The 13046-nt window shown below is 72.6% G+C and carries 14 protein-coding genes and 1 riboswitch; of the genes, 7 read left to right on the top strand and 7 right to left on the bottom strand.

Annotated elements, in window-relative coordinates; translation table 11 throughout:
* The first annotated feature begins 9 nt into the window (after positions 1 to 9).
* Positions 10 to 1527 (top strand): phytoene desaturase family protein, encoded by a 1518-nt coding sequence (locus tag OG524_RS09635; RefSeq protein WP_405809838.1) that lies wholly within the window; start codon positions 10 to 12, stop codon positions 1525 to 1527.
* 31 nt (positions 1528 to 1558) lie between these two features.
* On the opposite strand, the gene OG524_RS09640 is transcribed toward OG524_RS09635, so the two are convergent.
* The 6 genes from OG524_RS09640 to OG524_RS09665 form a co-directional block, all read right to left on the bottom strand.
* A complete protein-coding gene (locus OG524_RS09640; protein ID WP_405809840.1) occupies positions 1559 to 2509 on the bottom strand; it encodes a hypothetical protein in 951 nt (316 codons plus the stop codon).
* 50 nt (positions 2510 to 2559) lie between these two features.
* The gene (gene metF, locus OG524_RS09645; protein ID WP_405391353.1) at positions 2560 to 3477 is read right to left on the bottom strand and encodes a methylenetetrahydrofolate reductase [NAD(P)H]; all 918 of its coding nucleotides are present in this window, start codon (positions 3475 to 3477) and stop codon (positions 2560 to 2562) included.
* A 158-nt stretch (positions 3478 to 3635) separates the two neighbouring features.
* A complete protein-coding gene (gene thiE, locus OG524_RS09650; protein ID WP_405391352.1) occupies positions 3636 to 4286 on the bottom strand; it encodes a thiamine phosphate synthase in 651 nt (216 codons plus the stop codon).
* Positions 4287 to 4385: 99 nt separating this feature from the next.
* The gene (locus tag OG524_RS09655; protein WP_405391351.1) at positions 4386 to 4751 is read right to left on the bottom strand and encodes an Rv2175c family DNA-binding protein; all 366 of its coding nucleotides are present in this window, start codon (positions 4749 to 4751) and stop codon (positions 4386 to 4388) included.
* 106 nt (positions 4752 to 4857) lie between these two features.
* On the bottom strand, positions 4858 to 6090 hold the full coding sequence (locus tag OG524_RS09660; protein WP_405809843.1) for an NAD(P)/FAD-dependent oxidoreductase: 1233 nt from the start codon (positions 6088 to 6090) through the stop codon (positions 4858 to 4860).
* Positions 6091 to 6118: 28 nt separating this feature from the next.
* On the bottom strand, positions 6119 to 6460 hold the full coding sequence (locus tag OG524_RS09665; RefSeq protein WP_405391349.1) for a hypothetical protein: 342 nt from the start codon (positions 6458 to 6460) through the stop codon (positions 6119 to 6121).
* Positions 6461 to 6511: 51 nt separating this feature from the next.
* A riboswitch (TPP riboswitch) is annotated at positions 6512 to 6624 on the top strand.
* Between OG524_RS09665 and thiO the strand changes: the two genes are divergently transcribed.
* From thiO to OG524_RS09695, 6 genes are all read left to right on the top strand, one after another.
* Positions 6622 to 7809 (top strand): glycine oxidase ThiO, encoded by a 1188-nt coding sequence (thiO, locus tag OG524_RS09670; RefSeq protein WP_405809845.1) that lies wholly within the window; start codon positions 6622 to 6624, stop codon positions 7807 to 7809. (Overlaps the previous riboswitch by 3 nt.)
* Positions 7806 to 8114, top strand: coding sequence for a sulfur carrier protein ThiS (gene thiS / locus OG524_RS09675; protein ID WP_405809847.1), 309 nt, complete (start codon positions 7806 to 7808; stop codon positions 8112 to 8114). The genes thiO and thiS overlap by 4 nt, the downstream gene beginning before the upstream one ends.
* A gap of 2 nt (positions 8115 to 8116) precedes the next feature.
* Complete coding sequence (locus tag OG524_RS09680; protein WP_405391347.1) at positions 8117 to 8911, top strand: thiazole synthase; 795 nt, start codon at positions 8117 to 8119, stop codon at positions 8909 to 8911.
* Between the two features lie 124 nt (positions 8912 to 9035).
* Positions 9036 to 10955, top strand: a complete 1920-nt coding sequence (pknB, locus tag OG524_RS09685) for a Stk1 family PASTA domain-containing Ser/Thr kinase (RefSeq protein ID WP_405809849.1) — start codon at positions 9036 to 9038, stop codon at positions 10953 to 10955.
* A 5-nt stretch (positions 10956 to 10960) separates the two neighbouring features.
* Positions 10961 to 11827, top strand: coding sequence for a deoxyribonuclease IV (locus OG524_RS09690; RefSeq protein ID WP_405809851.1), 867 nt, complete (start codon positions 10961 to 10963; stop codon positions 11825 to 11827).
* Positions 11828 to 11904: 77 nt separating this feature from the next.
* Positions 11905 to 12387, top strand: coding sequence for a DUF4396 domain-containing protein (locus tag OG524_RS09695; protein WP_405391344.1), 483 nt, complete (start codon positions 11905 to 11907; stop codon positions 12385 to 12387).
* A 20-nt stretch (positions 12388 to 12407) separates the two neighbouring features.
* Here OG524_RS09695 and OG524_RS09700 read toward each other — a convergent pair whose 3' ends face one another.
* Positions 12408 to 13040, bottom strand: a complete 633-nt coding sequence (locus OG524_RS09700) for a sulfite oxidase-like oxidoreductase (RefSeq protein WP_405391343.1) — start codon at positions 13038 to 13040, stop codon at positions 12408 to 12410.
* Between the last annotated feature and the right edge of the window lie 6 nt (positions 13041 to 13046).

Raw genomic sequence — 13046 nt, forward strand, 5'->3', positions numbered from 1 at the left:
GTCTGTGACATGGCACGAATTGCGGTGATCGGCGCCGGGACGGGCGCGATGGCGGCGGCCGCACGGCTCGCCGTGGCAGGCCACCGGGTGACGGTGTACGAGCGGTCGCGGACGTACGGCGGCTCGCTCGGCCGCCATGCCCGGGACGGCTTCGTGTTCGACACCGGGCCTTCGCTGCTCCATCTTCCGGCGGTCTACCGCGATCTGTTCGTGAAGACGGGCAAGAAGTCCCTGGAGCAGTGCGTCACGCTGACCCAGGTCGACCCTGCGAGCCGCCATCTCTTCGCGGACGGCACGGCGGTGTCGCTGCCCAACGCCTCACGGGCCGGAGTCGTCGGCGCGCTGGACGCGGCGCTCGGGGAGGGTTCCGGGGCGCGCTGGGGGGAGTTCCTGGACCGGGCGGGCACCGCCTGGGACCGGTCGCGCAGGCCCCTCCTGGAGGAGCCTCTGCGCGACGACCACCAGGTACTGGGCCGGGACCCCTACCCGGCGGTGCGCCGCCGCAGGCTGCTGCGGTCCGCCCGGCAGGCGCGGACGGTGGCGGAGGTCGGCTCCGTGGAGCTGGCGGATCCCCGGCTGGCCGCCCTGCTCGACGGATACGCCCTGTCGTACGGCCTGGATCCCCGTCACGCACCGGCCGCCGCCGCCCTCCTGCCGTACATGGAGGAGACCTTCGGCAGCTGGTACGTCGCCGGGGGGATGCGGGCGCTGGCCGACGCGGTGTACGAGCGGTGCCTGGCCCGTCGGGTGACGTTCGTCTTCGGTGCGGAGGTGGTCCGGGTGACCGAGAAGGACGGCCGGGCCGCGGGCGTCGAGCTGGCGGACGGCGAGAGCGTGGAGGCCGACCATGTCGTCCTCGGGGCGCAGCCGCGGCCTGAGCTGTCGCCCGGTCAGGAGCCTCTGCCCGGCGGGGCGCCCGGGGAGCGGCCGGGCGTGGAGCGCGGCCGGGTGCCGGGCCGCTTCCTGGTCCTGCTGTCGCTGCGCGGCGCGCGGGAGGCCGGTGCCGTGCACCGGACCGTGGTGCATCCGGCGGACGGGGCGGCGGAGCAGGAGGCGGTGTTCGGGGGCCGGGCGGCGGAGCGTCCCACGGTGACGGTCCTGCGCCCGGACGACCCCGCCACCCGCCCGGACGGGGAGCACGAGGCGGTGACCCTGATGGCGACGGTGGCACCGCACGGTCCGGTCGACTGGACGGACGCCGTGCTGTGCGAGCGGTTCGCCGAGTCCATGATCGGCCGGGCCGCCGAGGCGGTCCCCGGCCTGCGCGAGCGGATGATCCGCTCCGAGACGCGTACCCCCGCCGACACCGCGGCCGACACCGGCGCCGAGGGCGGTTCGGTGCCCGCCCCCGCGCTGGCGGGAGCGGACGGCGCCTTTCTGCACTCCGGGAACCGCACCCCGCTGCCCGGCCTGTACCTGGCGGGCGGATGGTCGCATCCGGGCGGTGGAATGGCCCATGCCGGGATGTCGGGGGCCCTGGTGGCCGGACTCGTGGTGGAGGGCGACGGCTTCCGCGGCTCGCGGTGAGCTGCGGAAGCCGTCCATGGGCGGTACCGCGTCAGTAGCGGTACTGCTCGTTCTGGCCGGTGTCGTATCCGTTGCCGTACGGGGCGGGGCCGGTCGGCGCCTCCGGGGGCATCGGGGGGTACTGCTCGCTCTCGCGCTGCTGCGGGACCCAGACGCCGCCCGGCGGGGTGTCGGAGGCGTACTGACCGGCGTAGGCGTCGGTGGGCTGCTGCCCGCCGTAGCCGTTGTCGTAGGCGTTGCCGTAGCTGTCGTACGTGGCGTGCTGCCCGGTGCCCGCGGTGGTGCCCGTCCCGATGTACGGGTCCGAGTAGGCCGCGTAGCCCGCCTGCCCGGTGCCGTAGTCGTACTGCCCGGTGGCGTAGCCGTCCTGGCCCTGGTAGCTCTCCTGGCCCGGGTAGGCGTCCTGGGCCGCCTGGTAGGCGCCCTGGCCGCTGTAGGTGTCCTGGGAGGGCTGCGCATAGCCGGTGTACGGGTCGTAGGCGGTGTACTGCGGCTGCTGTTCGTCCTGCTGCCGGTCCTCGCCGCCCCGGGCGCTGTGGGCGGTGTCGGTGTATATGCCGTACTGGCCGGTGTCGTCGGGCAGCGGCTGCGGCTCGTAGACCTCGGAGGCCGCGTTTCCGTGGGCCTGGGGGGCGGATTCCTCGTACTCCAGGCCGGAGACCTGGAGTACGGGCTCCTGGGTGGCGGACCGCTCGCCGCCACCGCGGCGACGGCGGCTCGCACCGGGGCTGCCGCCTATGGCCCAGCCGGTGGAGAAGCCCTTCCGGAAGGAGAGCGTCACATACGTCTGGCCCGTCGCGAAGGCGATCGCGCCGAGGGCGATCACCAGCACGGAGGGGATCAGCACACCGAGGACCACACCGAGGAAGCCTCCGAAGGCGAGCAGCCGCCAGCGCAGGCGTGCCTTGTACTGCAGCAGCACCTCGCCCAGCAGCCACAACGCCACGATGCCGAATGCGATGTAGAGGACCGTCCAGCCCACGCCCGCCCCCTCCTACGGCCACCGCCCCGGTTGGTGGCGGGTACGGCCGGTCACGACTGCTTGTGCAGTCCGAGATTCTCGTAGATCTCGAGCGTCGCCGTCGAGTTGTTGAGCGTGATGAAGTGCAGCCCCGGGACACCCTCGGAGAGCAACTTCGCGCAGAACTCCGTGGCGAACTCGATGCCAATGGAGCGTACAGCGGCGGGGTCGTCCTTGGCGGCGAGGATGCGGTCTTTCAGTGCCGGAGGCAGGGACGCGTTGCTGAGCTGGGCGAATCTTTCCAGCTGTTTGACGCTGGTGAGCGGCATAACTTCGGGAATCACCGGGGTTTCGCAACCCGCAGCGACCACACGGTCACGCATCTGCAGATAACTCTCCGGATGGAAGAACATCTGGGTGATCGCGTAATCGGCTCCGGCGCGGCACTTGTCCACGAAATTCCGGACGTCGGAGTCCCAGTCGGCCGACCGCGGGTGCATTTCGGGAAACGCCGCGACGCCGACGCAGAAATCGCCGGACTCCTTGATCAGCCGGACGAGGTCGGCGGCGTACCGCACCCCCTGCGGGTGCTCGACCCACTCGCCCATCGGGTCGCCGGGCGGGTCTCCGCGCACCGCGAGGATGTTGCGGATGCCGGCGTCGGCGTACTGCCCGACCATGTTGCGCAGTTCGGCGACGGAATGGTCGACGGCGGTGAGGTGCGCGACCGGGGTGAGCGTCGAGTCGGCGGCGATCTGCTGGGTCGCCCGTACCGTCCCGGCACGGGTCGAACCACCGGCCCCGTACGTCACTGAGACGAAACTCGGCCGCACCGCCTCGACCCGTCGCAGGGCGTTCCAGAGGTTCCGCTCGCCCTTTTCGGTCTTGGGCGCCCAGAACTCGAACGAGTACGACGTCTTGCCGGTCGCGAGCAGTTCACGCACGGTGCGGGCGTGATCCGTCCTGGTGGAAGGTGTGCCAAGGGCCATACCGCGAGGTTAACCAGGGCTCGGCGGTACCCCAACCGGACGGTGCGATTTGACCGGAATCAGATGATTGTTGTCCACCCTTCGGACAGAGGGCCGTACGGTGCGGCCCGCGGCGCGGTTCACGGGGCTGTCCACGGGTCCGGGAAGCCGGCTCCGGCTCAGACGGACCGGGCCCGGACGCGTGCGGCGAGCGCCGCGGCGGCTCCGGCCGGGTCGTCCACCTCCGTGATCGCCCGTACGACGACGACCCGGCGCGCTCCGGCGTCCAGCACCTCGTCCAGGTTGCCCGCGTCGATCCCGCCGATGGCGAACCACGGACGCGGCTGTCCGAGCGAGGCGGCGTAGCGCACGAGGCCGAGGCCCGGGGCGTGCCGGCCGGGCTTGGTCGGGGTGGGCCAGCAGGGGCCCGTGCAGAAGTAGTCGACGCCGGTCTCGGCGACGGCGGCGTCGACCTCGGACTCGGCGTGGGTGGAGCGGCCGACGATCACGTCGCCGCCGAGGACGGCGCGGGCGGCGGGCACCGGCAGATCGCCCTGCCCGAGGTGCAGGACGTCGGAGCCGATGGCGTGGGCGACGTCGGCCCGGTCGTTCACCGCGAGGAGCTTGCCGTGGCGCTTGCAGGCGTCTGCGAACACCGCGAGGTGGTCGAGTTCCTCCGCGGCCTCCATCCCCTTGTCGCGCAGCTGGACGATGTCCACGCCGGAGGTGAGCACGGCGTCGAGGAAGTCGGGCAGGTCGCCCTGCCGCTTCCGGGCGTCCGTGCACAGGTAGAGCCGGGCGTCGGAGAGCTGCGCGCGAGGCGTGGACATGTGGTGTTCCCCCGTCGGTACATCGGTGGTCGGTGGAGCCGTGACAGCGGGGTGCGGGCCGTGTCCTTCACGGCCCGCACCCCGCTCACGGTCGTACGGTCAGACGGCGAGCGCCTGGGCCCGGCGCTTCACCTCCGTACCGCGATTCTCACTCAGGGCCTGCGCGGGTGTTCCGGGCAGGCTGGGGTCGGAGGTGAAGAGCCATTCCAGCATCTCTTCGTCCTTGTAGCCGTCGTCCCTCAGGAGCGTCAGGGTCCCTGCGAGACCCTTGACCACCTTGTCGCCGTCGATGAAGGCGGCAGGCACCTGGAGCGCGCGGTTCTCACCACGTCGTACGGCGATCAGCTGGCCCTCCTTGACCAGCTGGCGTACACGCGTCACCTCGACATCGAGCATTTCCGCGATGTCGGGAAGGTGGAGCCATGCGGGGACGAGAGCATCGATCTTTGCGTCAATCTCGGTCACAGGGACAAGCGTGCCATCCCGGACCGACAGCCGGTAGCCGGGCCGACCGTACGGGGGCACGCCGCGTCCCGGAGCGTCGCCGGTTCCGGCGGCACGGAGCAGGTTCCTAGAGCGTCGCCGACTTCAGCGGCACGGAGGGGTCGGCGGCTCGTTCCGGATCGATCCGCGCCCCGGCCTCGACGAGTCTGCGCCCCTGGGCGAGGTCGCGCGGTCTGCCGACGGCCAGCACCGCGACCAGGACGCCCTCCCGCAGCCAGCAGACCGTCCAGGACGCCTCGGCGGGGTCGCCCCGCCACAGCAGCGTGTCGGCACCCCGGTGGTGGCCGGCGTACTGCACGAAGCGGTCGAACTGCTCGGACCAGAAGTAGGGCACCGGGTCGTACGCCCGCGGCCGGCCGTCGGCCACGGCGGCGGCGACCGTCCGGGGCCCCTGGAGGGCGTTGTCCCAGTGGTGGACGAGCAGCCGCTCGCCGTAGCGGGCGGAGGGGAAGGACGCGCAGTCGCCCACGGCGTACACGTCGGGCAGCGAGGTGCGCAGGTACCCGTCGGCGGTGACCGAGCCGTCCGGGCCCCGTGCGATGCCGGAGCCGGCCAGCCAGCCGGTGGCCGGCCGGGCACCGATGCCCACGACCACCGCACCGGCGGGGAGCACCCGGCCGTCCGTCAGGTGGACGGCGCCCGGTTCGACGCGGGCGACCCGGGCGCCGGTGAGGAGTTCGGCTCCGCTCCCGGCGTACCAGGCGGCCATCGGGGCGGCGACCTCGGCGGGCAGGGTGCCCGCGAGGGGACGCCCGGCGGCTTCGACGACGGTGACCGCGCAGCCGGCCGCGCGGGCCGCGGTGGTGAACTCGGCACCGATCCAGCCGGCTCCGACGACCACGATGTCGTGCTGTCTCTCCAGTACGGGCCGCAGCCGTTCGGCGTCGTCCAGGGTGCGCAGCAGATGGACGCCCGGGACGCCCTCCGAGCCGGGCAGGACGACGGGTTCGGCCCCCGTGGCGAGGACCAGGACGTCGTACGGGACGGGCCCGTCCGGGGTGTCCAGCTCGTGCGCGGCGGCGCGCAGGCCGGTCACGCCGAGGCCCAGGCGCAGCGTGATGTCCAGCGCCTCGAAGTCGACGTCGAAGGCGGAGTCCTCCGCGCTGCCGAGCAGGACGGCCTTGGACAGCGGCGGCCGGTCGTACGGTTGGTGCGGCTCGGCGCCGATCAGGGTGACGGGACCCGTGAAGCCCTGTTCCCGCAGGGCCACGGCCGTCTGTACGCCGGCCATGCCCGCGCCGACGATCACGACACGGCGTGGCCGCTCCCCCGCTGTCCGGTCCCGCGTCTGCTCGCTCACCCGCCCACCCTAATCACCTGACACGCCGTCAGGCCGGGAGCTCCTCCACCACGCTCGTCCCGCTGCCCTCCTGGGACTCCCACTCCCAGCGCTCGTCCAGCCGCACCCTGCCGTCGGGAAGCTCCGTGACGACCGAGACGCAGTGCCCGCCGGAGGTCGTCCCGTCCCGCTTCAGCTGGACGTACCGGAAGTCCAGCGTGTCCGCGTCCCGGGTGCCGACGAGGTGGCCGCGGACGACGTCACCGCCCGCGTACTCGGCCCAGATCCGCCCCTCCCGCTCGTGGTACGTGAAGCGGGTGCGGGTGCCGACCTGGCCGGGGGCCTGGTCGGCGACCGGTGCGAGGACGAGTCCGTCGAGTGAACGGGCCACGGTGGCTGCTCCCTTACTGGCCGTGGGCGGCGGGGTCTAGGCTGGCCACCGTAAGGCACTCGCGGGAGCCCGGACGCACCGGGCTGAGAGGGAGGCTGACCGGCCTCCGACCGTACGAACCTGATCCGGGTCATGCCGGCGAAGGGAGGGGCTGGACGCCCATGCGCATCTGCGGGAACACCTCCGACGTCCTGGTCGTCGGGGGCGGGATCATCGGTCTGGTCACCGCGTGGCGGTCGGCCCAGCATGGTCTGTCCACGGCGGTGGTGGACCCCGAGCCCGGCGGCGGGGCCGCCGGGGTCGCGGCCGGGATGCTGGCCGCCGTCACCGAACTGCACTACGGCGAGCAGATGCTGCTCGGTCTCAACGTCGCCTCCGCCGCGCGCTATCCGGCGTTCGTGGCCGAGCTGGAGGAAGCGGCAGGCCGGGAAACCGGCTTCCGCGCCTGCGGCACGCTGGCGGTCGCCCTGGACTCCGACGACCGCGCCCATCTGCGGGAGCTGCACGCCCTGCAGCAGCGTTCGGGGCTGGAGTCCGAGTGGCTCAGCGGACGCGAGTGCCGCCGCCTGGAACCGATGCTCGCCCCGGGGGTACGCGGCGGGCTGCGGGTCGACGGCGACCACCAGGTGGATCCCCGGCGGCTGGCCTCGGCCCTGGTCACCGCGTGCGAGCGGGCCGGGGTGGTCTTCCACCGGGCCTGGGCACGGCGGCTCTCCGTCACGGGCGGCCGGGCGACGGGCCTCGTCCTGGCCGACGGCTCGGAGGTGTCCGCCGGCCAGGTCGTGCTGGCCGGCGGCAGCCTGAGCGGCCGGCTCGAAGGACTGCCCGAGGCGGTCGCACCACCGGTCCGCCCGGTCAAGGGGCAGGTGCTGCGGCTGACCGTGCCGCCCACGTACGCCCCCTTCCTCAGCCGGACCGTGCGGGCCGTGGTGCGCGGCAGCCATGTCTACCTCGTGCCCCGCGCCGACGGCGAGCTGGTCGTGGGCGCCACCAGTGAGGAAATGGGCTGGGACACCACGGTCACCGCGGGCGGGGTCTACGAACTCCTGCGTGACGCCCACGAGTTGGTGCCAGGCATCACCGAACTGCCGTTGACGGAGACCCGGGCCGGACTGCGCCCCGCGTCGCCGGACAACGCCCCGCTGCTGGGCCCGACCGCGCTGCCCGGCCTGCACCTCGCCACCGGCCACCACCGCAACGGGGTGCTACTGACACCCGTCACCGGCGATGTGATGGCCCAGGTACTGACCACCGGCGAACTGCCCGAGGTGGCCCGCCCCTTCACGCCCGACCGCTTCGGCCCGTCCTGCGAAGCCCTCTCCCCCGCGCCCCAGGAGCAGCCCGCATGACAGAGCCCGTGCCCACCGCGGCACCCGCCACGGCGCCCGAGCCGCTGCCCGTTCCCGTGTCCGTGCCGGATCCCGATTCGGTGTCCGTGCCGGTTTCCGATTCGGTGTCCGTCTCCGTCAACGGGGAGCGCCGCGACGTGCCCGCCGGGACCTCGCTGGACGCCTTGGTCGCGACCCTGACCGCCGCGCACTCGGGGGTCGCGGCGGCGGTCAACGAGGCCGTCGTCCCGCGCGGCCGGTGGTCCGCCACCGTGCTCGCCGACGGCGACCGTGTCGAGGTCCTCACCGCTGTCCAGGGAGGCTGACCGTGTCCGACGACCTCTTCACCCTCGGCTCCACCGTCTTCTCCTCCCGGCTGATCATGGGAACGGGCGGGGCGCCGAGCCTCGACGTGCTGGAGCGCTCCCTGATCGCGTCGGGCACCGAGCTGACCACCGTGGCGATGCGCCGGCTCGACCCGACCGTGCGGGGCTCGGTGCTCTCCGTCCTGGAACGGCTCTCCGTCCGCGTCCTGCCGAACACCGCGGGCTGTTTCACCGCGGGCGAGGCCGTGCTGACCGCCCGGCTCGCCCGGGAGGCGCTGGGCACCGACTGGATCAAGCTGGAGGTCGTGGCCGACGAGCGGACCCTGCTGCCCGACCCGATCGAGCTGCTGGACGCCGCCGAGGTCCTGGTGGACGACGGGTTCACCGTCCTGCCGTACACCAACGACGACCCGGTCCTGGCCCGGAAGCTCCAGGACGTGGGGTGCGCGGCGGTCATGCCGCTCGGCTCTCCCATCGGTTCCGGGCTGGGCATCCGCAACCCGCACAACTTCCAGCTGATCGTCGAGCAGGCCGGGGTTCCGGTGATCCTGGACGCCGGTGCCGGGACGGCCTCGGACGCGGCGCTGGCGATGGAGCTGGGCTGCGACGCCGTGATGCTCGCCTCGGCGGTGACCCGGGCCCAGGAACCGGAGCTGATGGCCGCGGCGATGCGGCACGCGGTGGAAGGCGGGCGCCTGGCGTACCGGGCGGGCCGGATCCCGCGGCGCCACTTCGCCGAGGCGTCCTCGCCGGCGGGGGGCCGGGCGGTGCTGGATCCGGAGCGCCCGGCCTTCTGACCTCCGTGTCCGGGTGACCGCCCCGTCACGACTCACGCATGTCCCTGTCACGGCTCGGCTCCAGAACGGCCCCGGGGCACCCGGGGCCGTCCGCCGTGTCCGTGGCGGCTCGTAGACTCGACCCGTGGATACGACCCTCCAGGACCCCCTCGTCGGGCAGCTGCTCGACGGCCGCTACCGCATCGATGCGCGCATCGCCGTCGGCGGTATGGCCACGGTCTACCGGGCCCTGGACACCCGGCTGGACCGGGTGCTCGCCCTCAAGGTCATGCACCCCGCGCTGGCGACGGACGCGGCGTTCGTCGAGCGCTTCATCCGTGAGGCCAAGTCCGTGGCCCGGCTCGCGCACCCCAACGTGGTGGCGGTCTTCGACCAGGGCGCCCAGGGGGCGTACGTCTACCTGGCGATGGAGTACGTCGCTGGGTGCACGCTGCGCGACGTACTGCGCGAGCGCGGGGCCCTGCAGCCCCGGGCCGCGCTGGACATCCTGGAGCCGGTCCTGGCCGCGCTCGGCGCCGCGCACCGGGCGGGTTTCGTGCACCGCGACATGAAGCCGGAGAACGTCCTGATCGGGGACGACGGCCGGGTGAAGGTCGCCGACTTCGGTCTGGTCCGGGCGGTGGGCACCGTCACGGACACCACGGGTTCGCTGCTGGGGACGGTGTCGTACCTCGCCCCCGAGCAGATCGAGCACGGCACGGCCGACACCCGTTCCGACGTGTACGCCTGCGGTGTCGTGCTGTACGAGATGCTGACGGGTGGCAAGCCGCACACCGGCGGCACCGCCGCCCAGGTCATCTACCAGCACCTCAACGAGGACGTGCCGGCCCCGTCCGGTGCCGTTCCCGGCCTGGCGGCCGGACTGGACGCCCTGGTGGCGGTCGCCACGGCCCGCGGCCCCGAGGTCCGGCCCGAGGACGCGGTGGCCCTGCTGGCCAGGTCGCGCGAGGTGCGGGCGGCCCTCACCGAGGAGCAGCTGGACGCGGTGCCCCCGCAGGCCCGCGCGGAGACGCATGACGCCGCCGAGGACCGTACGAGCGTGATCCCGCGGGTGATCCCTGCCGGTCAGGGCACCGCGCACCACACGAGCCGGCTGGAGATGCCGCCCCTGCCGCCGGAGTCGCGGCGCGGTGGGCCCGGACGCTTCGCGGCGGTTCCCCGGCGCGGGCTGATTGCCGCGCTGGTCGGTCTCCTGCTGGTGCTCGGGGTCGGCGCGGGTGTCTGGTACATCAACGCGGGGCAGTTCACCCACGTCCCGTCCCTCCTGGGCCAGACCCAGAAGGCGGCGGAGGGGCGCCTCTCGGACGCGGGTCTCGACCTCAAGGGCGTCGAGCGCGCCTACAGCGACACGGTGAAGCGCGGCACGGTGATCAGCAGCGCTCCCGGCTCGGGCGAGCGGATCCGGGGCAACGACGCGGTGAAGCTGGTGGTGTCGCGCGGTCCGGAGATCGTGAAGGTGCCCGACATCGAGGGCCTCTCCGTCCCCGACGCCCGGCGTGAGCTGAAGCAGGCGGGCCTGGAGCAGGGCATGGTGACCCGGGAGTTCGACGAGGAGGTCGTGCGGGGGGACGTGATCCGTACGGATCCCGCCGTCGGCGCCGAGCGGCATGCCGGATCCGCGGTCGCGCTGGTCGTCAGCAAGGGCAGCCCGGTCGACGTCCCCGACGTCACGGGGCTCAACGTCGAGGACGCCACGGCCGCGCTGGACGAGGCGGGTCTCAAGGCCGAGGTGCTGCCCGGCCGGGTCAATTCGCCCCAGGTCGCGGGCGATGTCGCCGAGCAGACGCCCGGCAGCGGCCAGGAGGCGGCCGAGGGCGACACCGTCGAGCTCACGGTCTCCAAGGGGCCGAGGATGCTCGACGTCCCCGATGTGACCGGGCAGGACGTCGACGCGGCCCGCGACGCACTGGAGGAGGCGGGCTTCGAGGTCGAGGTTGACCGGCCGTTCCTCTCCTTCAGCGACACGATCGCGAGCCAGTCGGTCGAGGGCGGCCGGAAGGCCGCCGAGGGCTCCACGATCACGATCAGAACCAAGGGTCTCTAGAACACATGCGCAATCCTGTAGGCGGGCACGTCCCGGTGGCCGGCGGACTCGCCAAGGTCGGCCTCGACTACGCGCGGGAGCTCGCGGCGGAGGCCGTGCAGGTCTTCGTCGCCAATCCGCGCGGCTGGGCGACCCCGACCGGCAATCCGGCGCAGGACGACCTGTTCCGCGCGGAGTGCGCGGCTGCGGAGATCCCGGCGTACGTCCACGCCCCGTACCTGATCAATTTCGGCTCGCACACCGAGGCGACCGTGGAGAGGTCCGTCGAGTCGCTGCGGCACTCGCTGCGCCGGGCCAGGGCGATCGGCGCCCTGGGGGTGGTGGTGCACACCGGGTCGGCGACCGGCGGCCGGCCGAGGGCCGAGGCCCTCGCGCAGGTGCGCGCGCACATGAGGCCGCTGCTGGACGAGCTGACCCATGACGACGACCCCTTCCTGCTGCTGGAGTCGACCGCCGGACAGGGCTTCTCGCTCTGTTCGCGGACCTGGGACTTCGGCCCGTACTTCGAGGCCCTGGACTCCCATCCCAAGCTGGGCGTCTGCCTGGACACCTGCCACATCTACGCGGCCGGTCACGACCTGACGGGTCCGGCCGGCATGCGGCAGACCCTGGACCTGCTGGTGGAGACGGTCGGCGAGGGCCGGCTGAAGCTGATCCACGCCAACGACTCCAAGGACGTGGTGGGGGCCCACAAGGACCGGCACGAGAACATCGGCGCCGGTCACATCGGCGCCGAGCCGTTCCGTGAGCTGTTCGCGCATCCCGCGACCGACGGGGTGCCGCTGATCATCGAGACGCCCGGCGGCAAGGAGGGGCACGCGGCGGACGTGGCGCGCCTGAAGGAGCTCCGGGGCGGCGCCGCCCTTCGGTAACCCCGAGGGAATACCCTAGGGGGGTATACGGTTCGTATGGATGTCAGGAACCTCGCGATCCGGCCCTGGGGGTATTCATGCAGCACGACTCGCACCACGGCAGGCACGACCACGCGGGCGGCGCCGCGAGCTGGGCCATGGCCGCCCGGGCCACCCTGCACTGCCTCACCGGCTGTGCGATCGGCGAGGTCCTGGGCATGGTGATCGGCACCGCGCTCGGCTGGGGCAACACACAGACGATGGTGCTCGCGATCGTCCTGGCGTTCTTCTTCGGTTACGCGCTGACGCTGCGCGGAATCCTGGGCTCCGGGGTCGGTCTCCGCACGGCCGTCCGGGTGGCCCTGGCCGCCGACACCCTGTCCATCGCCGTGATGGAACTGATCGACAACGGGGTGATCGCCCTGTGGCCGGGGGCGATGGACGCCCATCTGTCGGACGTGAAGTTCTGGGCGGTGCTGGCCATCGCACTGGTTGCCGCGTTCGTCGTCACGACACCGGTCAACAAGTGGATGATCGGCCGCGGCAAGGGCCACGCCGTGGTGCACGCGTACCACCACTGAGGCGGTCCGGCACTCCGGGATCAGAGCTCGGGGCCGTCCCCGGGCTCTTCCTGGTAGGAGTAGCGCTGCTCACTCCACGGGTCGCCGATGTTGTGGTAGCCGCGCTCCTCCCAGAAGCCACGGCGGTCGGCCGTCATGTACTCGATGCCACGGACCCATTTCGGGCCCTTCCAGGCGTACAGGTGCGGGACGACGAGCCGCAGCGGGAATCCGTGTTCCGCGGTGAGGAGTTCACCGTCCTTGTGTGTGGCGAAGAGCGTCCCGTCCGAGGTGAAGTCGGCCAGTCGCAGATTCGAGCTGAATCCGTATTCGGCCCAGACCATCACATGGGTGACATGGGGCGCGGGCGGTGCCAGTTCCACGATCGCGCGGGCCTGGATTCCGCCCCATTCGGCTCCGAGCATGCTGAATTTCGTCACGCAGTGGAGGTCGGCGACAACGGACGAGAACGGCAGTGCCGAGAATTCCTGATGATTCCAGCAGTGCTTCTCGCCGTCGGCCGTGGCCCCGAAGACCCGGAACTCCCAGCGGTCGGGCTTGAACTTGGGCACCGGCCCGTAATGGGTGACCGGCCAGCCACGCTGCAGTCGCTGCCCCGGCGGTAGCCCGGACTGCTCTGCTGTGCCGCGTTCCCGGCTTTCCGGCTGACCCATGCCTCC

The organism is Streptomyces sp. NBC_01520, assembly GCF_045040375.1.
In the GTDB taxonomy this organism is placed as follows: Bacteria; Actinomycetota; Actinomycetes; order Streptomycetales; family Streptomycetaceae; genus Streptomyces.